This is a genomic window from Bacteroidales bacterium (genome assembly GCA_016709865.1).
GTDB lineage: Bacteria > Bacteroidota > Bacteroidia > Bacteroidales > VadinHA17 > LD21.
This window is the reverse complement of record JADJLX010000003.1, coordinates 151616-176642: the sequence shown is the minus strand read 5'-3', so window position 1 is coordinate 176642 and position 25027 is coordinate 151616. Positions and strand designations below refer to the sequence as shown.

Sequence of the window (25027 nt, the reverse complement as noted above, 5' to 3'; positions counted from 1 at the left end):
CGACCCTACATTTAGATCTATCCGCATTTTGAGGAACCGCAATCTTTGCAGATCAGGCATCCTTCCTCGTAAACAAGGTTATCAGATCCGCATTCACCGCATTTGCCTTTAGCCTTTGTTCCGTTCGGTATATATTTCTTCAAGGCCCTTTCTACACCGTTTTTCCAGTTGTTGATTGACTCACTGTCGAGACGTAATGACTGAATAAGGTTCACAACATCCTGGATTGGCATCTCATGTCGCAATACTCCTGAGATAAGCTTGGCATAATTCCAGAATTCTGGATTGAAGGTGTGCGACAGGCCACCCATAGTCTTCTTATATCCGTACTTGTCGGTATACTGGAAATCGTATCTGGTATTACCTTCTTCGTCGGCGACTTTTATTATTTTACCTTTAACAATACTTTTCGGAATCGGGAAGATCTCTTCATCTGCCATACCTGTGAAGATCTCGTAAGGCTTACTTTCTTTAAGACCAACAAATGCAACCCATTTTTCTTCATTTATATTGAACCTGATCACATCACAGTCGAGTACTTTTGGACGCTTGGGTCTTTCCGGGCGGATATCAGCTTTACCGGCAATCAGGACTCCGCTTCTTGATCCGTCGCGGTAAACTGTAGCTCCTTTGCAACCCGATTTCCACGCTGTGAGATATAGTTCGCTTACGAGCTCCTCTTTAGCTTCTGCAGGAAGATTTATTGTGACGCTGATAGAATGATCAACCCATTTCTGAATTGCTCCCTGCATTTTAACCTTAGCAATCCAGTCAACATCGTTGGCGGTAGCTTTATAATATGGTGATTTTGCTATTATTGCCTCTATCTCCTCATCTCCCATCCTTGTAACTTCGTCGGTATCGTAGCCGTTCAGTTTGAGCCAGTCGACAAACTTATGGTGGAAAACAATAAATTCTTCCCATGAATCGCCTACTTCATCCTTAAAGGTAACCTTCACGTCCTTATCATTAGGATTAACTTTTCTTCTCCTCTTATAAAAAACAGAAAATATAGGTTCGATCCCGGATGTTGTTTGTGTCATAAGACTGGTTGTTCCGGTGGGAGCAATTGTGAGAAGAGCTATGTTTCTGCGGCCGAATTTCACCATGTTATTATACATAACAGGATCGGCCTCTTTCATTCTCAGGATGAATGGGTTATTCTTTTCACGTTCTGCATCATATATGGCAAAAGGGCCTCTTTCTTTTGCGAGGTATGTAGATGATTTGTATGCTTCAAGGGCAAGTGTCTTATGAACATCCACTGAAAATGAAGTTGCCTCATCGCTGCCATATCTCATACCAAGTGCAGCAAGCATGTCGCCTTCGGCAGTTATACCAATACCTGTTCTTCTTCCTTCATTTGCCTTTGTCCTGATGTTTGTCCAGAGGTTTCTCTCAACATGCTTAAGTTCTTCTATCTCGGGATCCGCATCAATTTTTGCGAGGATGGCATCGATCTTCTCTAGCTCAAGATCAATTATATCATCCATCATTCTCTGAGCGAGTCCGACATGTTCTTTATAAAGCTCTGTGTCAAACTCAGCTTCCTTGGTAAATGGTTTATTTACATAGCTGAAGAGATTAATCGCCAGAAGCCTGCAGCTGTCGTAGGGGCATAATGGAATCTCACCGCATGGGTTTGTTGAAACAGTAGCATAACCTAAATCTCCATAGCAATCAGGAACACTCTCCTTAATGATAGTATCCCAAAAAAGTACACCTGGTTCTGCTGATTTCCAGGCATTATGAATAATCTTTGACCACAGCTGAACTGCATCAATATCTTTCGCAAATTTCGGATCATCAGAATTTATGGGGTATTGCTGTCTGAATAATGTTTTATCCTCAACCGCCTTCATGAAGTCGTCGGTGAGCTTAACCGAGACGTTTGCACCGGTTACTTTGCCGCTTTCAAGCTTTGCATCAATAAACTTACCGGAGTCGGGATGTTTTATTGATATTGAAAGCATAAGAGCTCCCCTTCTGCCGTCCTGTGCCACCTCGCGTGTTGAGTTGGAGTACCTCTCCATAAACGGAACAACTCCTGTTGATGTCAGCGCGCTGTTAAGAACCGGTGTTCCTTTTGGTCTGATATGAGACAGGTCATGGCCAACACCTCCGCGACGTTTCATCAATTGTACCTGCTCCTGATCGATCTTCATAATACCACCGTAAGAGTCTGATGATCCGTCGTTACCAATAACAAAACAATTTGATAATGAAGCGATCTGGTAGTCGTTTCCGATACCGGTCATTGGCCCGCCCTGCGGAACAATGTATTTGAAATCCTTCAAAACACTATAAATCAACTCTTCTGAAAGCGGATTTTTATATTTCAGTTCTACTCTGTGAATCTCACGGGCCAGCCTGCGGTGCATATCGTCCGGTGTCTTTTCAAAAAGATTACCGAATGAATCTTTTAAGGCATATTTATTCGCCCATACTCTTGCAGCAAGTTCATCTCCCTTGAAGTACTGAATGCTTGCATCAACTGCCTCCTCATGTGAATAAACAGGTTTTTCAGTATCTTTTGCTTTACCTGTTTTTTCCATAGCGGGTACTTTTTGTTCCTTCGTTGCCTTTTCAGTTGCAATAGCCGGTTCCTGGACAAATAATTCTTCCATATATTTTTGTTATTCTCTGATTTTGTTGAGATTATACGACCACCGTTTTCTCAGGCGGGTAATTGCTAAATTAAACAAGCGCACATCTCAATGCAATAGTAAATTTTTAAGTTTATTAACATTTGATAACATAGTTATTAACTATTTGATAAGTGCCTCATTATATGATTATTAGCCAGTTTTGGTAAAAAAATGTAACAAAAATTATTCAAAGATGTTCATACAGAATAAACATATTTATTCCGGAATTATTTGATAGCTAATGTTACAGGTAAACCGGTCCGGAGTTGTTAAATAATTCACAATCTAAAAAAAGAGGCTGCCAGAATCTGGCAGCCTCTTTAAAATTGTCAGGCTAATTTCTAGTTAAAAATATAGCGAATACCAAGTTGCATTGAATAAGTAGATGCATAACTGATATTATTGCTGAAAGTTTTGGTCAGCATTGTATTGTTATACGGATTCAATCTGAAAGTTGGTCTTACTGTGCCGCCGGGAACAATACTTGAAGTATTTGTCTGTGCAAGAATGTTGCCCTGGTTGTATGACTGAGCGATGCCCCACTTATTATTTAAGAGGTTGGCAAAGTTCAGGATATCAAGACTGATCTGAATGGTGTTTCTCTTTCCGGCTACATCAATATAGAAATCCTGCATAAGTTTCAGGTCTATGCTGTTTCTCCAGGGCATTACTGCTCCGTTACGTTCAGCATACTGACCTTTGTGGGAACTCAGATATTTGTCCTGATTGATGTAATTAAACAATGCATCCATCTGTGCATCAGCTGTCCAGACAAAACCATTAACCGTCTGATTAACAAGAGTGATCTCTGAATTATCCCTTGGAATATAGATCAGGTTATTTGATCCGGCACCATCGCGAAGGATGTTATTTGAATATGTATAAGAGAAACGGCCTGATGAAGCTCCTTCATAGAAAAATGAAATTGAAGTAGCCATATGCTCAAGATAATCAAACCTGTAAGATAAATTTGCAATTATCTTGTTAGGGTTAATATAACTTGTATAGCTTAATTCAGCGCTGTTTGCACCATTTACGTTTGCGTTTCCTGTCCATGCTGAAGATGGCTGATCACCGCTGCCATCAACAAGGTTTCTGGCTTCACTGTGTGTATAAGCAATCATTCCGGCAAAACCGTTACTGAAAGCTTTTTCAAGTTTTGCAGTTGCTGACCAGTAATAACCGCCTTTTTTGTTTACAAGAAGAATAGGATTTACACCTGAAGTACCTGTTGGACTAGGAACACCGGCTGTGTGAAGAACATAGTATCTATCAACGTTTGCATTAGGATAAATAAGCCTGTTATCAGGATAGCCTGCAATATTAAGGTTAGAGGGATCTTTAAGTCCCGGATTTTCAAAGAAGGCAGTATTAATATCTTTATTGAAGATACCTTCAACTGTTCCTTTCAATCCCCATGGGAGTTTTGCATCAAGTGCAGCGCTGGTCTTCCAGGTCTGAGGCATCTTGAAGTTTTCTGACAGGATTGTGAAAGTACCAGGTATTATTGTACCAGCTGCCGGCTGTGGATCGGGCAGATAAGCACGCGGATCAGGATTAAATCCTGTAACGTAAGCTGGAACTGCAGCTCCTGAATAGTTCTGTGTAGTCTGAATCATACCTGCATCTCCGGCCTGTGAAACGATCCATACAAAAGGAATACGTCCGGTGAAAATTCCTGTTCCTCCGCGAAGAACGAGTGAACGGTCTTCTGATATGTCATAGTTAAATCCCAAACGTGGAGAAACCATAACCGATGTTTTTGGCAGCTGTGATGAATTGAAAGTCTGACCATTAAAGTCGAGAGTTGAGATAATAGGATGTTCAGGAAGTGGCTCCGGATATGAAGGCAGGTCTAAACGTATACCTGCAACTATCTTTAACTTTGAACTTACAATTATCTCATCCTGCAGATAACCTGAGATCTGTGCATATTTGAATGTTGGGAAAGCCTGAGCATAACCTGGTGAGTTAGAGAAAGTAATTCCAAAATCCTTAGGTCTTGCACCAGATACAAAATCATTCCATGAATTAAATACATAGAAGCTTGTTCCGAAACGCTGGAATCCATTTCTGGTATTATCGTGCTCATACTCTAGTCCGGCAGTAAAATTATTGATCCCCATCGACCATGTAACATCATCAGTAATTGTTATTGTTCCTACTTCTCTCAGGTTACCATATGAGAAAAGTTCTGTTCCGAATGAAGTATATGGACGTCCGGCATCTAGTATATCAACAAACGGGAATGTTTTTCCCACTGTACTGCGGGGCTCATCCTGGAAAGAATAAGTTGTACGCAGTGTATTCATGAATTTTCCGCCCAATAATGATGAGTTTAACTCAGCAGAAAGTGAAGTGAAGTTTCTCTCCTGGAAATAACCTGAGTTTTTAAACCACATAGCATCCATGCTCTGTCTGTTTCCGGTATAAAGTGATCCAAATGGTGAAACAGAGGTACTTGGATTACTTGGCACCTTACTTTCGTGGTAGCTGTAACGAACATTTAATTTATGGTTTTTATTAATGTTCCAGTCTACTCTGGCAAGGAATTTCAAACCAGGACTCTCGAATGAGTAACCCTGATACGGACCGGTTTCATAACCATAATTATCGCGAAGATAATCACTAATCATCTGCAGGTTAGCAGCTGTCGGACGTGCAATATTTTTGAAATCTGCAGGTGCTTCAGGAGTTGCAGCAACTCTTGAAGGACCGGGAACTGTTGTTTTTTCCTGCTCATAGTTCAGGAAGAAAAATAGTTTATTTTTAATGATTGGTCCGCCGAGACGTACACCCATCATACTATAATCAGACTGTGTACGGGTAAATTTATCACCTGCAACAAAATTGCCTTTGTATTTTTCATTCTGCATGTAAGTATAAACAGATCCTGAGAATTCGTTGCTGCCTGAACGTGTAACTGCGTTAACGGAAGCTCCGATAAAACCGCTCTGACGAACATCATAAGGAGTGATATTAACAGAAATCTGATCAATAGCATCAAGAGAAATTGGAGCACCGTTACCGGGGAGGTTTGTTCCGATACCGAATGCGTTATTAAACTGTGCACCGTCAACTGTTATGAAGTTCTGACGATAGTTACCGCCACCGATCTGGTTTCCGTTAGACTGTGGAGTTAAACGGGTAAGATCATTAATACTTCTGTTAATTGTTGGCATAGCAGTCAACTGACGGTTGCTGATATTTATTGATGTTCCATTCTTTTCTGAATTGAATACTGGAGCTTTTGCACCAACAACAACAACTTCACTAAGCTGTGTGCTTGATTCTTCAAGGCCTGTATTCAAAACAAATGATTCACCCAACAATAATGAGATGTCATTAATTGTCTTCTTTGAGTAGCCGATAAATGAAATCTCAATGGTATAAGGTCCGCCCGGACGCATACCCTGGATAGAGAAAAAGCCTTCGCCATTTGCAAGAGCTCCGTACTGAGATCCTGAGGGAACATGAACAGCAAGAACAGTTGCTCCGGCAAGTGCTTTACCCGCAGGATCAACTATTTTACCATTTATTCCGGATGTAGTTGATGCCTGCCCGAACACCATAACTGAGATGCACAGGAAGATCAACATTGTAAACATTCGCTTGAAATGATTCATCATAAGATTAGGATTAAGGATTAATAATTCTTCGACAAGGTTATCGTAATTACTTGATAATATGATTAAAAAATAATTAAATATTTGTTATTTGTGGCGCAACAATTTACGCCTCTTTAAATGAACCTTCTTAATTTCGAATGGATTAGTTTTTAACAAATTATGAGTGGTGTTTGTTAATATCTTTTCGGATGATTTCTTTGATAATTACATCCGTCGCACCTGTGTTATTGTTAACATACTCTCCGGCCGTTTTTGCTGATTTTAAGTAAAATAGCTCATCAGACAACCAGTTATCAAGTATATCTGAGAATTTTTCAAATGAATCAAAAGTCATTGCCCCCTTCGCATTAATTAAATCAACCGCCTCTTTGAATTTTTTGTACTTCGGTCCGAATAAAACAGGTATTCCCCAGCAGGCAGGTTCCAGTATATTGTGGATTCCTTTTCCGAACCCTCCTCCAATAGCAGCTATACTGGCATATTTATACGCTGATGATAGCATTCCGATATTATCAATTATCAGAACTCTTGCATCTGCAGATTTCTCACTGAACTGCGAGAACCTGGCTACCTTTACTGAAAATAACTTTTCAAGGCGATCAATGTGTGCTGAATCTATTTCATGTGGCGCAAATACCCATTTCATTTTGTCCGGCGAATTGTTAATATACTGCGCAATTATCTCTTCATCAGGCTTCCAGCTGCTTCCGGCAAGAAACATTTTCTCTTTACCCCTGAAGTGTTCAAGCTGTGGGATTTCCCGTGCAGTCCCTGTAAGTTGTTTTACTCTGTCGAAACGGGTATCGCCAGCCACTTCTGAATTTGTCAGGCCGATTCCCTTTAACAGTCCCTGCGACCTCTCATCCTGAACATAGATTTTCTCAAATTTCCTTAACATCTTTCTGAAAAAAGAACCATACCATTTAAAAAAAGATTGTCCGGGACGGAATATCCCTGAAACAAGATACAATGGAATATCTTTCTCATAAACAGCTGATATATAATTGTTCCAGAACTCATATTTGACAAATATCACAAATTCGGGATTTACCAGTTTTATGAATTTTGATGAGTTTCCTGGGGTATCTGAAGGGAGGTAAATGATGCAATCAGCACCGGCATAGTTTTTTCTGATCTCATATCCTGAGGGTGAAAAAAAAGTAAGAACAATTTTTAACGACGGAATCTCTTCCCTTAATGCTTCAATAACCGGTCTACCCTGCTCAAACTCTCCAAGTGAAGCACAATGAATCCACATTGTCCTCTCTCCCGGCTTTATTTTATCCGTTATTTTTTTCTCCCAGTTTTTCCTTCCTTCAGCCCATAACTTTGCCTTGGAATTGAAAGGTGCAATAATATGAGCTAAAATATTAAAAATCAATATCCCCAAATTGTATAAAACTATCATAGAAGTATTTTCGAATCGACAAAGTTAACAAAAGCAGACTTTAAAACTAACTGGCACAAAGGAAGGCAAAGGTTCACCCAGATTTTAACTTTAAGGCCTTTGTGCCTTAGTGTCTTGGTAACATAAACCTATGTTATATAATCGTCCCTATATCTTAAATTAACTTATAATTTTGTAGGATCATTCATTATAATCATGGTAAGACTAATTGCCTTAATAATTTCAATTGTACTGCAGATAATTGCCGCAGCGACAGCATTAAGGTTTATGAAGCTTACCAAATACCGTCTATCCTGGATACTGCTTTCATTATCTTTTGCTTTTATGGCAGTCAGGAGTGTTATCCAGCTATTCGAATTCTTCAGGGGTACACCTTCATACACATGGAAGATGATAGACGAATGGATGGGTGTTCTTGTATCAATTATGATTATTGGCGGGGTAATTCTTATACGTGAATTATTCTATTCTCTTAAGAAGGCAGATACTGACAGGGTGCGTACTGAAAAACGTGTTATTAACGCAATAATAAATACAGAGGAGAACGAGAGGAAAAGGTTTGCAAAAGATCTTCACGACGGCCTGGGACCTATACTATCAACAGTCAAGATGTCACTCTCTGCCCTCACCGACAGAATTAAAGATCAGTCAGGAACAATAATTTTAAACAACACCAATCATCTTGTTAATGAAGCCATAAACACCATAAAAGACATTTCAAATAACCTTAGTCCTCATGTTCTTACCAACTTTGGACTCTCAAGTGCAATAGGAGCTTTTACGACAAAAATAAATCAGACCAAAGCTGTTGAGATCATTTTCAAATCGAATATGGAAAATCAGCGTCTCGAAAACGAAAAGGAAGTAGTTATCTATAGGGCTGCCTGTGAATTAATTAACAATTCTATTCTTCATTCAGGGGCGTCAAAAATTGAGATAGAATTAAACAAACACGAAAAATTTGTTACCTTGCAGTTCTATGATAATGGTCGCGGATTCGATACCTCGACACTAAGTAAAGAGGATACAAAAGGTATGGGATTATCTAATATTGAAACACGTGTAAAAACTGTTGAAGGTGTATTTATTCTTGAAAGCACACCCGGAAAAGGAACAAGCGCTCTTATTAAAATGATTGAATAGCCCCTCCTGGAAAGAATTAAAAACAATGGGAAAAATTAAGATAATAATAGCAGACGATCACCAGCTTTTTCGCAACGGATTGAAAATTCTTCTTAATGCTTTCCCCGAATTTGAGGTTGTAGGGGAAGCATCCAACGGTGAGGAGTTTCTTAAACTTCTCAGAAATACTGCTGCTGATGTCGCTCTTATGGATATTAATATGCCTGAAATGGATGGTATAGAGGCTACCAGAAAAGGCCTGAAACTCTGTCCCGAAATTGATATTATTGCCCTCTCAATGTACGGTGAAGAGGAATACTACTATAAAATGGTTGATGCCGGGGCTAAAGGATTCCTTGTTAAGGATTCTGATATCTCGGAAGTCAAAGAAGCAATTCTCACAGTTAGAAAGGGTGGCAGCTACTTCTCACAGGAACTTCTCTATCATGTTATTCAGAAGATCAAGCACCGCGAACACGAAAGCAAATCAGCCAACCTCTCCAAGAGGGAAAAGGAAATACTCTTTAAGATCTGCGAGGGACTTTCAAACCAGGAGATTGCTGAGACTCTTTTTATAAGCAAAAGAACCGTCGATAAACACAGAGCCAATCTTCTGGGAAAAACTAACTCGAAGAATACAGCTAGCCTTATTCTTTTTGCTATCAGAAACAAACTTATTGAAATCTAAATCTAAGTACTTTAAGCACTCTAGTCACTCCAAACTCTAGGCACTTTTATTATGGCAGAATCACACGATCTGGGTCAAAAAGGAGAAGAAGTGGCTACTGAACATCTTAAAAAGTCAGGCTATAAAATCCTCTTCAGAAACTGGAAGTACGGAAAGCATGAAATAGATATCATTGCTGAGAAGAAAGATGTTGTTGTATTCGCTGAAGTTAAAACACGGACTGATGATTTTCAGATGGATCCGAGAACTGCAATAAACAGGGAAAAACAAAAATCAATAATTCTGGCGGCTGACGGTTATATTAAAAGGTATAGTGTTGATAAGGATAGCCGGTTTGATGTGATTATAGTAATTAAAAAGAATGACCAATTTGAAGTTGATCACATTGAGGATGCATTTTATCCAACCTTAAGATAATCAGCAAAATGGACATTGAATCATTAAGAGATCATTGCATTGCACTTAAGGGAGTTGAGGAGTGTTTTCCTTTCGGAGACGATACTCTTGTGTTTAAAACCGGCGGAAAGATTTTTGCCCTTGTAAACCTCGATGGGGACCTGAGCATTAATCTGAAGTGTGACCCGGCTTTCGCTATCGAATTAAGAGAAAGGTATTCTTCAGTAATACCGGGATACCATATGAATAAAAAGCACTGGAATACGATATATATTGATGGTACAATTCCGGATAAGGAAATTCTAGAATGGATAGATCATTCTTATGGTCTGATTAAAGTCAATACCTGAATTCAGGTTGTTATTGTTTTCAGCCTGATAAAAATCTGAAATAAAGTTGGCTTCCGGCGATGTTTTAATCTTTACTTAAAAATCATTAACTTGTGAAAAAAATAACATTACCATGAAAAGCAGTATTCTTTTTGTTTTGTTACTTTCTCTTCTTTCAATTCAGATTTCTTATGCTCAGAAATCTAATAAAAAAATTAAAATTACCGGTACTGTAGTTGATGCAGCCAGCAGGCCGGTTGAAGGAGCAATAATTTTAATTGACGGAGTAAAGACCGACGTGTCAACAAACCCAAATGGTCAGTTCAGCATTAAAACCCAATCTACTGCCAAATCAATAACCGTAATATCTCTTTTTACCAATACTGTAAAAACTACTGATATAGATGGGCGTACCGTAGTCAATATTACTCTTGACAAAGCAGGCACAAATACAAATGCCCAGGGACCAAAAGAAAAAGAGACTGTTGATATCGGTTATGGCACATCGGGTAAGGACCAGTCCTCAACTTCTGGTACCAAAACTAACTTAAACAAAGCCTCCTCAAAAACATATCTTAATATTTATGACATGATCAAAAGTGAGGTTCCGGGGGTACAGGTATCTGGCACATCAATTCGATTGCAGCAAGGCACGACATCTCTTTCCTCTCCCACAGAAGTTCTCTTTGTAGTTGACGGTACCATTGTTAACCAGATAGATGGTCTTATTCCATCTCAGGTCCGATCTATATCATTGTTAAAGGGCTCTGCCGCCTCTATATATGGTGCAAGAGGGGCTAACGGAGTCCTTGTATTCACTACTATTAAGTAGAAGACAAATATTTACAATTCCCGTATCCAAATATTACGGAAGGCAACCGGATTACCATGCTGCTGTAACTGTATACTCCCTGCACCATGTTTTTTTATTAGATATTCCGGAATTCCAACATAAGTAGTGGGGCCTCTTAAGGCAACATTGTTCTGTATTAACATTCCATTATGAAATACGGTTGCTCTCGGAGGAGTAAAATAGGTTGTACTGTCATCGTCAAATCGGGGAGCCGTATATACAATATCGTAAACCTGCCATTCTCCTGGTTTTCTGCTAGCATTTACCAGAGGGGGATATTGTTTATAGAAAGAACCTGCCTGACCGTTACGGTATGTTCGATTGTGCCAGCTATCCAAAATCTGCAGTTCATAAAGATCCTGTAAATATACTCCGCTATTCCCCCTCCCCTGACTTTTCCCTGTTATTTCAGAAGGCGTTTTCCATTCGATATGTAACTGAAAATCATTAAAAACACGCTTTGTTTTCAATGATCCTGATCCCTGCACTGAAACCATAGCACCATCCTTAATTACCCAGGTTGCAGGACGGATTCCGCCGCGGGATACTTCTTCCCATTCTTTATTTATATCAGTACCGTTAAATAAAATAATAGCATCTGCGGGTGGATCACCAATTTGTGCAGCCGGTTGAATCATTGGAATTTCAGGATCCCATATTTCTGTCTGAAAATGAGTCATCCTTATAGTCGAATCTTCCGGCATCCGCTGACGCTGTGCGTTTGGGATAGCCTGCTGATTACTAACCGGAGGTTGTTGCTGCTGTTGCTGTCCGGAACAAAAAAGGCCTGGCAACAGAATTAATCCAAAAATCAATTGCTTTTTCATTTGAATAAAATTTGGTTTTGTGTACTAAAGATGATTAACAATAAGACTTATCTATATAAAATAATTAAGAGGGTGCTTTTTAAACACCCTCTCAATATTAATTACATTTTAAATAAAGATACTATCCAAAGACAGTTTTAACTTTTTTTAATATCCGGGGTTTTGTGTTAAATTCGGATTTGCATCTATTGCAGTTTGAGGTATTGGAAACAACAAGCGAAATGCAGGAAGTGCCTTAGGTCTGAAGACAGGGATCGGATTTAAAAACGTACCAAATCTGATCATATCCTGTCTTCCCCAGTTTTCCCATGCCAACTCAAACCGGCGCTCCATGTAAATATCATTCAATGTAACACTGGCTTTAAGTTTTGCAGGATCGGTGAAAGCTCTTTTTCTGAGTTCATTTACAAGACGGGTAGCCTCAGTATTATCTGTCCCAAGCCTTACAAGACATTCCGCTTTCATAAGATAAACATCTGCGAGTCTGTATATTGCACAGTCATTTTCCATTGCGGTAGCACCTTTCTTAAACTCCCATTTATTGCAACGGGCACCATCTTCCTGTTCAACCTGACCCCATCCGTCTGCATCAACAGAGTATTTCATTGTAACATCAACAGTATGAATAAGTGGTCTTCCGTGAGCTGTAATAATTTGTTTTCCGGTAGAAGCACTTATCATCGGACCAATCATGAAACTTCCAAGATAACGCTTGTCATCAGGGTCAAATGATTTAACATAATCAGGCATGGCACATATTCCATTATTTGCGCTTCCCGGAATTCCCAGAGCCTGAGGATCAAGATAATGAAGAGTGTAACCACGGGCCGGAAATGAACTGGATATGCTGTTTACAGCTACAAGTATCGCCTCCTTGGAATTATCATTGGCAGCACTAAACTGCTCTTTCCAGTTAGGTTCAAGAGAATAGGGAAGCGACATAATAACATTACATGCGTCAATACACTCCTGCCATTTCGGACCACCTGCCGGATTCCATACCTCGGCGTTCAGATACATTTTAGCAAGCATGAAGTACACTGACCCCTTAGTAAACTTTCCATAACTCGATGCACTAACATCTGATCTTATTTTATCTTTTATATCGTTTAACTCAGATAAAACCCATGCATAAACCTCTGCACGTGGTTTTGTGCTTGGTTTGGTAAGGTCAGTAAAATCAGTCACGAGTGGTACGTTTCCGTAAAAGTCAATCAATTCTATATACCTCTGCGCCCTTGCAGCTCTTACCTGGCTCAGATATGGCTCTTTATTGCTAATGGCCGGACTATTTTCTATCAGATAAATAATCTGATTGAAGTTTGTAATACGTGAATAACTTGTATTATATGTACCAATGGCAGGACTTGTCTGTGGCCTCCATGTACCCTGTGTCATTTCTTTATAAGCGCCTCCATCCCACCAGTCTCCACCTCTTCTGGTCGGAGTAATCGACATATCAGAACTGTTTTCTTTCGGAGCGGGACTGCCAACGCAGTTAAAATCCCTCAGACGCGTATATATAGGAGCAACTAATGAATTTACCTCCGCTTCTGTTGCCCCGTATGAATCCATAGGCAGCTGAGAATAAACCTCTTCCTCCAGATCAGTACATCCCACAGTAAATAATCCTAAGAGCATTATTAATGATAAGTATAGTGTTAACTTTTTCATAGTCATTCAATTTTATAGTTAAAAAGTTACATTTATGCCCAAAATATAAGTCCTGGTTTTTGGATAATATTCCCTTCCCTCTACACCGGGATCAAGTCCGGACATTGGAACTTCAGGATCAACTCCCTTATATTTGGTAATTGTCATCAGATTATGGACTGTTCCATAAAACCTAATCCTGCTTACTCCCAGCATGTCTTTTGGTGATAATAAATAAGCAAAAGTCAGGTTATCCAATCTTGCAAAAGATCCTTTTTCAATATAATAGCTGTTATAAAATGGACTCTGTTTTAATCCCATTGTTAAAGCTGAACTAAGTACATTTGCTCCGGGCAGCCACTGTAAATTTGCATATGACATTTTCGAAAAATTCAATACATCATTGCCATATACTCCCCTGAGAAATAAAGACAACTCGAAATTTTTGTATGTAGTTGTACTGTTTACTCCGTAGGTTAATTTGGGTTGCGCTTGTCCGATGTATGTGTAGTCAGTTATAGTAAATCCAGGTATCCCATCAACCATGTCGTTTATAATATACTTTCCGGTCTCATCGATTCCAAGACATTCCGGTCCATAGAACTGACCTACCTGATAGCCCTCCTGAATAATATGAGTTGTATTGGTAGATCCTCCTCTAACCCATGCACTACCTGTTTTGATTGATGAAGTAGTAAATTCTGCATTTGAAAGCGAAGTTATTTTGTTTTCATTATGCGCTGCATTCACAGACAGAGTCCACCTGAAATCGTTACTCCGGATGACATCTCCCGACAGAGTGAGTTCAAGTCCCTTGTTTTCCATTGATCCAACATTTGCCATCATTGTTGAATACATATATGGTGGCACAGGAACTGAATAGTTATATAGTAGATCATCGGTAACTTTGTTATAATATTCAATAGTTCCATTAAGTCTGGCATTGAAAATACTGAAATCAACTCCTACGTTGAACATTGATGTAGTCTCCCATCTCAGATCCGGATTTGGGTTCTGGCTAACGCCATATGCTGTGTGCCATGCTCCGTTATCAAAATATAATCCGGAAGAACCATACAATGATAATGACTGGTAAGGATTGAGTCCGCTCTGATTACCTGAAGAGCCATACCCCACACGTAATTTTAACTCATCAAAAACACCCTTTAAGCCTTCCATAAATGGCTCGTCAATCAATCTCCAGGCTGCAGATACAGATGGGAATGTACCCCATTTATTGTCAGCACCAAATTTTGATGAACCGTCACGACGAACAGTGGCAGAAATAATATAACGGTCAGCAAATGAATAGTTCATCCTTCCAAAAAATGAGATTAATTTATTCATTGATGCATCTGAGCCTACGTCGCCGGTTAGTAGCTGTTCACCTGAACCAAGGTTGTTTGGACCGAAGAGGTTTGTAACAAAATAACGGTTTTGTGCAAAAGAGGACTGGTAATAGTAATCTTCATAAGAATAACCACCCAGAAGCCCAACATCATGCTTGCCAAACTTCTTTGCATAATTTAAAGTAGTTTCAATAAGAGTTTTATCACTGGTGGAGGAAGAACGCGATGCAAATCCGGTAGATGCTCTTCCCTGACGTGTCCTTGAATCAGAGTAATTGCTGGCATCGTATGAGTTGCGTTCCTTGTAAAAGTTGATTCCTGCTGTCAGGCTCTTTGTAATTTTCAGATCTGCTTTTCCATTTACAAAGATCAGACTTGTTTTCCGGGGAGCCGAATTATATGTCATATTTCTTACCGGGTTGCCCTGGTCATATTCATCAGAATCCCACCATGTTCCGTCTGCGTTTTTTACCGGGATTGTAGGCACCACGTTATAAGCCAGAACGAAATTATATGTTGTAGTAGCCTGATAGTCCCTCTGGTTGAGGCCTCCTGATATATTAATATCCAACCTGTCTTTCAGGGCCTTTTGATTTATTGAAAACCTGGTATTTATTCTCTCCTGGTAGTTGTCCATCATAACACCCTCTTGATCGAGATAAGAAACGGATACCCTATAACTATTATTTGTTCCTGCTCCTGAAAGTGAAAAATCGTGATTTTGACTTATTCCTGTTCTTGAGATTTCTTTAAACCAATCGGTATTGGCTCCCTTATCAAAAACACTGATGTCAACACTATTATCTGCAGCCCATTGCCTGTATTCGCCAGCTGTCAGTACATCCGGCTTGTTGCTTAAAACGTCAAATGCCAAATATCCATTATAATCTACAGTGGTTTTATTCTGAACTCCCCTTTTAGTAGTTATAAGTATTACCCCGCTGGCAGATCGCGAACCATAAATTGCTGAAGCTGAAGCATCTTTAAGGACACTGATTGATTCAATATCCTGAGGAGCAACTGAGTTCAGGCTCAATCCCGGGACTCCATCTATTACAACAAATGGTTCACTGCTTCCGGTTAATGATGAAGTACCTCTTAACCTCATGGACTGTTGTGAGGTTACATCTCCGCTGGAAGTTGTTATTGTTAATCCGGCAACCTTACCCTGAATAAAATCAGCGGCGGTCCTTGTAATACCCGCATTAAAGTCTTTTTCTGCAACCTTGGTAACTGAGCCGGATATAGCTCTTTTTTGCTGTGTTCCATAGCCGACAACAATGATCTCGTCAAGGCCGGTCAGAGCCAATTTAAGTGACACATCGACAACTGATCTTGATCCGATTGTCGCTTCCTGTGTTTCGTATCCAATAAAAGAAAAAACAAGAATAGAATTCGTAGATGCAACTGAAATGGAATACTTTCCATCGGCATTCGCTATTACTCCGTTTGTCGTATTCTTTTCAAGAACATTTACACCTGCGAGGGGGGCTCCGGTTTCGTCAGTAATCTGGCCTTTTATTGTTTTTTGCTGATCATCTGGAAATGATGCAGCCTGGACCGATCCTGACAATAACAGAACAGTCGTTACTCCCATCACTATACACATTCTTTTAAAATGCAAGAGTAATGAGATAAAATTTGATAGTCTTTTTGTCATAATGTTAGGGTTTAGTGTTAAAAATACTTTTAGGTTAGTACCCAGTTGATTGAAACCGGGCAAGTAAAGAAGGTTCTCCCAACCTTCCGGGGTTAGAGTTTTTTCATAGGCATTAAAGTTGGGTTAAAAGGTTTATTATTAAAAGAACTAAGTTTATTATCCGTCCCTAAGTTATTAATAAAAATAAAAATAAAAAATAAAAACTCGTGTTCTCATCACAGTTTGGAACATAATAGGTTTTTCCTAATGAGTGGGTTTTAGAAAAAATCCTGACATCAGAGAAATTCTTCAAAGCATATTTATCAACTAAAAAGATTATTTTTGAAAGCATGTATTTGTAACATTATCATATGCCCCTCATCAATGATTCTATCAATTTTATTCCTGTGTTATCAATAATGTTTTAAAATGAAAATATTTGTTCTCATTCTGACTATACTTTTATTGATTTTTTCCTGTAACCGTGAGGAGAATGGGACAAAAGAATTGTTTACGTTGTTAACCCCTGCAGTTACGAATGTTGATTATATTAATCAGTTGACAGAATCCGAGCAGTTTAATATGATCCAATATCTATATTTCAACAACGGTGCTGGGGTAGCTGCCGGAGATATAAATAATGATGGTCTAACTGACTTATATTTCACTTCAAACCAAAACCCCAACAAACTCTACTTAAACAAAGGAAATTTAAAATTTGAGGATATTACCCTAAAAGCAGGAGTGGCAGGTGAGGGTGACTGGAAGACCGGGGTAACAATGGCCGACGTTAATGGTGATGGCCTCCTGGATATTTATGTTTGCCAGGTCGGAAATTATAAGGTTGTTCATGGGAAAAACCAGCTGTTCATAAATCAGGGGGATCTTACATTCAGGGAAGAAGCACAGAAATATGGACTGGACTTTAAGGGATTTTCAACACAGGCAGCTTTTTTTGATTACGATATGGATGGGGACCTTGATATGTATCTGCTTAATCATTCAGTACATACTTCACGCAGTTATGGTCCATCATCTTTACGCTTTGATCATGATTCACTGGCAGGAGACAGATTATACAGAAATGATAATGTAAATGGGAAACAGTTTTTTAATGATGTAACAACTCAGGCAAGGATTTACAATAGCCAGATTGGTTATGGACTAGGAGTGAGTATTAGCGATATCAACAACGATGGTTTTCCTGATATATACATATCAAATGATTTTCATGAAAATGATTATTTATATTTTAATAACGGTAATGGTACTTTTTCAGAACGATTGAGTGAATCGATTCAACATACAAGCAGATCCTCAATGGGTAATGATATTGGAGACATAAACAATGACGGCCTTCTTGATATAATTGTCCTGGATATGCTGCCCGAAGAGGAAAAAATCCGGAAACAATCAGGTGGTGAAGATGACTATGAGCTGTTTATGTTAAAACTTAAAGATGGATATGGTAACCAATTTGTCCGTAATACATTGCAATTAAATTTAGGCAATGAAATGTTCAGTGAAATCGGCAGATTATCAGGTGTTTATGCAACTGATTGGAGTTGGTCTCCTTTATTTTGTGATGTGGATAATGACGGATGGAAAGATCTTTTTATTACGAACGGAATATATCGAAGAGCAAATGATCTGGACTATGTCAGCTTTCTAACAAGGAATAGTTACTTTACTTTAGAAGAAAATAAGAATGCTGCCGATAAAGTATTGTATGACAAGATGCCTCTTTATCCTAACTACAACTATATCTACAGAAACAATGGAGATCTAACATTCTCAAATAAGGCAAAAGAATGGGGATTTAACACCCGTACATATTCCAATGGCTCTGCTTATGCTGATCTGGATAATGATGGTGATCTTGATCTGATTACAAACAACATTAATGCGCAGGCTTCAATATATATGAATAATTCTGATAAACTTTTGGCTAACAATTTTTTATCGGTAAGAATACTTGGAGAAGGAATGAATACACATGGTATCGGAGCCCGTGTTACTGTATACTGCGATAATCAGATACAGGTTTCTGAACAATTTCCTACAAGAGGATTTATGTCTGCATCATCAGATGTTCTACATTTTGGGATTGGAGCATCAGGGAAAGTGGACTCGGTTCGTGTACGGTGGCCTGATCTGACAGAACAACTGATTAAAAATATTACTGTAAATACGGTTCTTACGCTGGAAAAGAAGAATGCTTCTTCAAAGTCTGATAAAGGGAATGCAAAGGAAAATAAACTTGTAAAGTTATTCTCTCAAACAGCCTTGCCAGGCCTTGAATATAAACACCAGGAAAACCAATATGCTGAATTTACTCTTGAACACCTTATCCCACATAGTCTGTTAAATGAAGGACCAGCCCTCACTGTTGGTGATTTAAACGGCGACAAGCTTGATGATTTGTTTATAGGTGGCGCCAAAGGACAGACGTCAAAGATCTTTTTTCAACAAATTGACGGATCGTTCAAACCATACGAAGCCCCTGCATTTATTAAAGACATCAACTCCGAAGACGTTGATGCGTCGGCATTTGACGCAGATGGAGATGATGATTTGGATCTCTATATTGTACGGGGAGGTAATGCGGTAGTGGTTGGAAATCCCCTGCTGGAAGACAGGTTGCTTATTAACAACGGAAAAGGTGAGTTTTTTGAGGCCGAAGAAGGATCTTTACCTTTTACAGCTAATAACGGCTCATGTGTTCGTCCGGGCGACTTTGATAATGATGGTGATTTGGATTTGTTTATTGGCTCACGTTCAATACCCGGAATATATGGTTTATCTCCCAACCAGTTGCTTCTTGAAAACGATGGGAAAGGTCATTTTAAAGATGTTACAGATACCAGAATGAAACGGATGAAAAAGATCGGTATGGTTACTGATGCCTGCTGGATGGATTACGACGGGGATGGGGACCAGGACCTCTGTGTTACTGGTGAATGGATGAAGGTATGTCTTCTAAACAATGACAATGGCTATTTTTCAGATGTAACGGATAAATCTGGTCTTGGGGATACCTCCGGATGGTGGAATTGTATACATGCTGCTGATTTAGACGGAGATGGAGATATGGATTTAATAGGCGGAAATTTAGGACTCAATTCCCTGCTTAAAGCATCTGTTAAGGAACCTGTAGAAATGTACCTGAATGATTTTGACAATAATGGATCTCTTGATCAGGTGATCTGTTCCTACCAAAATGGAATAAGTTATCCAGTGGCATCTTTTGATGAGCTGAAAAGTCAAATTCCATTTTTGGAAAAGAAGTTCACAAGTTATTCTGAATTTGGAGGCAAAACAATAAAGGAATTATTGGGTATTAATGCAATTAGTCAATCTGAACTTAAAAAAGCCGTACTGCTTGAAAGCTGCGTGTTCCTTAATAACGGTAATGGCTCCTTCGAAATAGAAAAACTTCCTGTTTTAGCCCAGGTCTCGCCAGTTCGCGATATTCTGACCGGTGACTTTGATCAGGATGGAAATTCAGACCTTATACTTGTCGGAAACGACTATTCCGTAAGACCCTCAATGGGAAGATATGATGCGAGTTATGGATTGTGTCTATTGAAAGATTCCGTAGTTGGGTTTAAACCACTTATGCCTGCAACAAGTGGCCTTATGATAAAAGGAGATACGAGGAAAATCCTCCCGCTAAATGTATCGGGAAAACAATACCTCGTAGCTGGTGTAAATGACTCAAATCTGCAAATATTCGAAATCAAATAAATGTAATGAACTAATACATCTTCCGTCTCCGGTCTTCGGACTTCAGACTTTATAAATAACATTTGTCACTTTTTATTCTCCTGATTTTTTATAGTTTAGCATTTTGATTCTTATTCAATTAAATTTCTGAAAATATGAAAACCCGTATTCTCTTCCTGTCTCTTCTGACCCTGATTTTCCTGGAGGCCTCTGCTCAAAAGAAAAATACAGCCAAACCTGATGAAGGTTATAAATTCTCCCCGGTTACAGAACTGAAGGTAACACCGGTAAAAAATCAGGCCAGTACAGGCACCTGCTGGAGTTTCGCAACAACCTCTTTTATTGAGGCTGAGCTTCTGAGAATGGGAAAAGGTGAATATGACCTCTCTGAGATGTATATTGTTAGAAACAACTACTATGACAGGCTCAGGGATAATTTTGTACAGGAGGGGAAAGGAAATCTTGGACAGGGAAGTGTTGGTCATGACTGGATTGTTGAATTCACTAAAAACGGAATTGTACCCGATGAGGCATATACCGGATTAAATTATGGATTACCAAACCATAATCACAGTGAACTAAATGCCTTTGTCAATGCAATTGCAACTGTTCCTGTTCAGAGAAAAAAGGAGAGTGATCAGTATCTGGCTATTATTGATGCGGTTCTTGACACTTACCTTGGAAAATCACCATCATCATTTACATATAAGGGCGTCGGATATACTCCAAAATCATTTTCTGCCTCACTTGGTCTGAATGTGGATGATTATGTTGAGATTACTTCTTTTACCCTTTTCCCGTTCTATACTCAGGGTGTTGTTCCTATTCCCGACAACTGGAGAAAGATGAATTATTATAATGTCACTCTCGATGAACTGATGCAGGTAATGGATTACTCGCTGAATAACGGATACACAGTTGCATGGGATGGTGATGTAAGTGAAAAAGGATTTTCACATCCCAAAGGAGTTGCAATAATTCCCGAACTTGAAAATACTGATTCCTATTCTCCTGCTGATAAAGCCAGACTGGGTAAAATGACAAAGGAGGAACTTACAGCCGAAGCATATAAGTTCAGCTCCCCTTTTCCCGAAGTGAAAGTAACACAGGAATCACGCCAGGAGGGTTTTGATTCAAAAAAGACAACCGACGACCATCTGATGCATCTTACCGGAATCGTAAAAGACCAGAATGGGACCAAATACTATATTACAAAGAATTCATGGGGTACTACAAGAAATCCATTCGGGGGGTATCTCAACATGTCGGAGAATTATGTAAGGGCCAAGACTATAGCAGTTATGGTGCATAAAAATGCCATTCCTGCTGAAATCAAAACAAAACTTGGTTTATAATTTTTTTTTACCACAAAGTACACAAAGGAGGCACTAAGGAACACAAAGTAATACAATGTATTATAACACTTTGTGACCTTTGTGAAGTTCCTTTGTGACCTTTGTGGTTAATGGATTTTTTTATTGTGGATTACTATTCCACCAACAGATTACATCCCCGGATATCGCTGTTATCGAAACGCCCCAGTACTTCAAAACCGCCGTCATCATGAAGTTTGCCAAGGTCGCCTGTGGAGATAAATGAACAGGAATTGATATTCGCCAGATCTATAATATTTATACCTCCTGTCCTACCTGTTTCAGTTTGAACTGTAAGAGGGTCCTGCGGATCTCTCAGCATAATTTTCATCCAGGGCGGAGTATAAAATATTCCTTCCCCCTTTGAATAAGCCTGACTCATTAATTCAGTCATTCCATATTCTGAATGAATTGAAGTAACATTAAACTTATTCATGAGTATAGAATGAAGTTCCGGCCTTGTAAGTTCCTTCCTTCTTCCCTTCATTCCACCTGTTTCCATTACGATCGAATCTTTCAAATCTGGTGAAACATTCTCAGCGAGATCGAGAAGGGCAAAGCTTACTCCTAAAAGAAAGAACTTTCGGTTCTCTCCTTTAGATTGTGAAACAGTCTTTATAAGACTTTCGGTATCGTTCCGGTAAAACCCGCTGAGTTTATGATTGCTCCTTTTAATCAGATTATCAGCCATATATACAAGTGAAGATCCTTCTCTCTCGGTATATGAAGGAAGCAGGGCAGCTATGATATAATCCTCAGGATCACCATAAAACTGATTGAAAGTGTTAAGGAAACTCCTCTCATATAAATTGAGGTCGCATACAAAATGTTTACCTGGTGTTACACCTGTTGTTCCGCTGCTCTCAAATATCATCTCAACAGGATAATTTCCTGTTATGATTTTATGGTTTCTGAAAAATTCCACGGGAAGGAACGGGATGTCTGACAGAGATTTGACAGAAGATATACTTTTCCCGAGGCTGTCTATAAACCATTGATATACAGCATTTTTATCGTATTGATAATGAAATACTTCCAGCGCAACTTCTGAAAATTCTGATTCACTTTTGATGTTGAAGATTCTATCCTTCAGATCATTGATCATTTATCAGAAAAGGTTAATGAACCATCAGGCTGGTAAACCCACTGGAATTTACACTCTCCATAAGGAACAGTCTGCCTTATCTCATTAACGACACTGATAATCCTGATTTTTGCATATTTATCGGTACCTGTTCTGTAGATCCATATCTGATTAGGAGCAATCGGATCTGCCATATCTTCCCACCGGGTAATAGCTGCTTCATGAAGATTATCAAATGCCGAAATAGCTTCTGCTTCAGATGTATAATCACCTATTTTACAAAACGATGGCTTGAGATTATCTGCCTGCAGAGTAAGTCTGTAGGGGGCAACGTCGGTATTAACAAATATTAAAATATCCGGTCCGGGGGTTTTATTGTTTGCAACAATCTCCGCGGTTGAGAATGAGAATCCTAAAATGTATGGATTATCAGGCCTGTATATCGTGTTCTCAATAGTATTAATGCCTGAAGTTGGTGTCTTTTCAACCTTGGTGCAGGCTGATATCACAACTATGATTGTTAACAAAAGATTGAATGTCTTTTTCATAATACAAAGATAATAGATTTAGATCATCTACTAAAATTTATGATATGTATCAGAATTCTAAACGAAATCCTTTAACCACGGAGTTACACAGAGTTACACTGAATAAATACTCCGTGATACTCCATGACCTCCGTGGTAAAAAAAAGGTTGCCCGCTCAGACAACCTCTTCAATTAAAATCTTATAATTTATTCTCCGCGAATTGCAGTGATGCCCGGGAGTTTTTTTCCTTCCATATACTCGAGCATTGCACCTCCGCCTGTAGAAACGTAACTTACTTTATCGGCTAGTCCGTTTTTGTTAATTGCGGCTACAGAATCACCTCCTCCTATAAGGCTGTATGCTCCCTTGGCAGTTGCAGCTGCAATCGCTTTCGCAACAGCGGTTGTTCCTTTTGAGAATTTCTCCATCTCAAATACTCCCATTGGACCATTCCAGAGAATGGTCCTGGAGTTTTCAATTACTGATGAGAATTCCTTAATTGTTTTCTCTGCAATATCAAGTCCAAGCCAGCCATCTTCAACAGCATCAACAGCAGATACTTTCGTATTTGCTTCATTATCAAATTTATCTGCATTTAAACTATCAACAGGAAGAATCAGTTTCACACCCTTTTCTTTAGCCTTGGCTATTAGCGACAAAGCCAGATCAAGCTTATCCTCTTCACAGAGTGATTTACCAATCTTGCCTCCCATAGCTTTAACAAAAGTATAAGTCATACCACCACCTATTATTATATTATCAACCCTGTTAAGCAGGTTTTCAATAAGCATGATTTTATCTGAAACTTTTGCACCGCCCATAATTGCAGTAAATGGTCTTTGCGGCTCTTTTAGAACTTTATCCATTGCAGCAAGTTCGCTGTTTATAAGAAACCCGAACATTCTCTTGTCAGTCTCGAAATGATCGGCCATAACGGCTGTGGATGCATGGGCACGATGTGCTGTGCCGAAGGCATCATTAACATAGATCTCACCATAGCTTGCAAGTTTTTTAGCCATCTCCTTCTGCTTAACCTTCATCTCAGCTTTTGCAGCTTTCTTAACATCTTCTGATACTCCTTCAGGAAGAATTGGTTTTCCCTCTTCTTCAGGGTAGAAGCGGACATTCTCAAGGAGAAGGATCTCTCCGGGTTTCAAAGCTGCTGACATTTTTACGGCAGATTCACCAAGGCAATCATCGGCAAAAAGCACTTTTTTACCCAAAAGTTTTTCCAGTACAGGAAGTACCGGTTTGAGAGAATACTTTTCCATTCGTCCCTCTGGTCGTCCAAGATGCGACATGAGGATCAGGCATCCGCCATCATTAAGTATCTTATTGATGGTGAGTAATGCTCCCCTGATACGGGTATCATCGGTAACTGTAAAAGTTTTTTTGTCGAGGGGTACATTAAAATCTACCCTGACTATCGCCTTCTTTCCCTTGAAATTAAAGTCCTGAATCATTTTCATAGATCGTATATTTAAAATTAACTGTAGAATATCTTTACTACAAACCTACATTTTTTTTGGAAATATTTAAATGACTATAATCAACATATTGTCTTTATTTTTGAATAACCTGAATTGCTTCCTCTGTGTAACTCTGTGGCACCTCTGTGTAACTCTGTGTCAGTTCTTGTTTCTTCGTTACACAGAGAAACACTGAGTACACACAGAGAGCCACAGAGAAGAGCCATCCTAAAAAAGCAATGTGGAAACTGAACCATTGATCTGATTTAAATGTTTCCACATGGAAAAGTTTAATTAAATTTGAA

At 39.1% G+C, this 25027-nt stretch carries 16 protein-coding genes; 7 read left to right on the top strand and 9 right to left on the bottom strand.

Features of this window, described 5'->3' with window-relative positions:
- Positions 1-17 precede the first annotated feature (17 nt).
- From IPJ16_06475 to IPJ16_06465, 3 genes are all read right to left on the bottom strand, one after another.
- Complete coding sequence (locus IPJ16_06475; protein MBK7626833.1) at positions 18-2555, bottom strand: adenosylcobalamin-dependent ribonucleoside-diphosphate reductase; 2538 nt, start codon at positions 2553-2555, stop codon at positions 18-20.
- 434 nt (positions 2556-2989) lie between these two features.
- Positions 2990-6277, bottom strand: coding sequence for a TonB-dependent receptor (locus tag IPJ16_06470; GenBank protein MBK7626832.1), 3288 nt, complete (start codon positions 6275-6277; stop codon positions 2990-2992).
- Positions 6278-6434: 157 nt separating this feature from the next.
- A complete protein-coding gene (locus IPJ16_06465) occupies positions 6435-7685 on the bottom strand; it encodes a 3-deoxy-D-manno-octulosonic acid transferase (protein ID MBK7626831.1) in 1251 nt (416 codons plus the stop codon).
- 195 nt (positions 7686-7880) lie between these two features.
- Here IPJ16_06465 and IPJ16_06460 point away from each other — a divergent pair, with 195 nt between their 5' ends.
- From IPJ16_06460 to IPJ16_06440, 5 genes are all read left to right on the top strand, one after another.
- Positions 7881-8828, top strand: coding sequence for a sensor histidine kinase (locus IPJ16_06460; protein MBK7626830.1), 948 nt, complete (start codon positions 7881-7883; stop codon positions 8826-8828).
- 25 nt (positions 8829-8853) lie between these two features.
- Positions 8854-9495, top strand: coding sequence for a response regulator transcription factor (locus IPJ16_06455; GenBank protein ID MBK7626829.1), 642 nt, complete (start codon positions 8854-8856; stop codon positions 9493-9495).
- 51 nt (positions 9496-9546) lie between these two features.
- Complete coding sequence (locus IPJ16_06450) at positions 9547-9912, top strand: YraN family protein (protein ID MBK7626828.1); 366 nt, start codon at positions 9547-9549, stop codon at positions 9910-9912.
- A gap of 8 nt (positions 9913-9920) precedes the next feature.
- Positions 9921-10241 (top strand): MmcQ/YjbR family DNA-binding protein, encoded by a 321-nt coding sequence (locus IPJ16_06445; GenBank protein MBK7626827.1) that lies wholly within the window; start codon positions 9921-9923, stop codon positions 10239-10241.
- A gap of 112 nt (positions 10242-10353) precedes the next feature.
- On the top strand, positions 10354-11052 hold the full coding sequence (locus IPJ16_06440) for a TonB-dependent receptor plug domain-containing protein (GenBank protein ID MBK7626826.1): 699 nt from the start codon (positions 10354-10356) through the stop codon (positions 11050-11052).
- An 11-nt stretch (positions 11053-11063) separates the two neighbouring features.
- Here IPJ16_06440 and IPJ16_06435 read toward each other — a convergent pair whose 3' ends face one another.
- The 3 genes from IPJ16_06435 to IPJ16_06425 all read right to left on the bottom strand — a co-directional run bounded on the left by IPJ16_06435 (position 11064) and on the right by IPJ16_06425 (position 16499).
- Positions 11064-11777 carry a DUF1080 domain-containing protein gene (locus IPJ16_06435; protein ID MBK7626825.1) on the bottom strand — a complete coding sequence of 238 codons (714 nt, stop codon included), beginning with the start codon at positions 11775-11777 and terminating at the stop codon, positions 11064-11066.
- A gap of 270 nt (positions 11778-12047) precedes the next feature.
- Positions 12048-13574 carry a RagB/SusD family nutrient uptake outer membrane protein gene (locus IPJ16_06430; GenBank protein MBK7626824.1) on the bottom strand — a complete coding sequence of 509 codons (1527 nt, stop codon included), beginning with the start codon at positions 13572-13574 and terminating at the stop codon, positions 12048-12050.
- A gap of 18 nt (positions 13575-13592) precedes the next feature.
- Positions 13593-16499, bottom strand: a complete 2907-nt coding sequence (locus tag IPJ16_06425; GenBank protein ID MBK7626823.1) for a TonB-dependent receptor — start codon at positions 16497-16499, stop codon at positions 13593-13595.
- Between the two features lie 471 nt (positions 16500-16970).
- Between IPJ16_06425 and IPJ16_06420 the strand changes: the two genes are divergently transcribed.
- Together IPJ16_06420 and IPJ16_06415 are read left to right on the top strand one after the other, a co-directional pair.
- Entirely contained in the window at positions 16971-20288 is a 3318-nt protein-coding gene (locus IPJ16_06420) for a VCBS repeat-containing protein (GenBank protein ID MBK7626822.1), read from the top strand.
- Positions 20289-20422: 134 nt separating this feature from the next.
- Positions 20423-21622 (top strand): aminopeptidase, encoded by a 1200-nt coding sequence (locus IPJ16_06415; protein MBK7626821.1) that lies wholly within the window; start codon positions 20423-20425, stop codon positions 21620-21622.
- A 133-nt stretch (positions 21623-21755) separates the two neighbouring features.
- Here IPJ16_06415 and IPJ16_06410 read toward each other — a convergent pair whose 3' ends face one another.
- The 3 genes from IPJ16_06410 to IPJ16_06400 form a co-directional block, all read right to left on the bottom strand.
- The gene (locus IPJ16_06410) at positions 21756-22745 is read right to left on the bottom strand and encodes an acyl transferase (GenBank protein ID MBK7626820.1); all 990 of its coding nucleotides are present in this window, start codon (positions 22743-22745) and stop codon (positions 21756-21758) included.
- Complete coding sequence (locus tag IPJ16_06405) at positions 22742-23272, bottom strand: hypothetical protein (GenBank protein ID MBK7626819.1); 531 nt, start codon at positions 23270-23272, stop codon at positions 22742-22744. The genes IPJ16_06410 and IPJ16_06405 overlap by 4 nt, the downstream gene beginning before the upstream one ends.
- 187 nt (positions 23273-23459) lie before the next feature.
- Positions 23460-24722 carry a phosphoglycerate kinase gene (locus tag IPJ16_06400; GenBank protein ID MBK7626818.1) on the bottom strand — a complete coding sequence of 421 codons (1263 nt, stop codon included), beginning with the start codon at positions 24720-24722 and terminating at the stop codon, positions 23460-23462.
- Between the last annotated feature and the right edge of the window lie 305 nt (positions 24723-25027).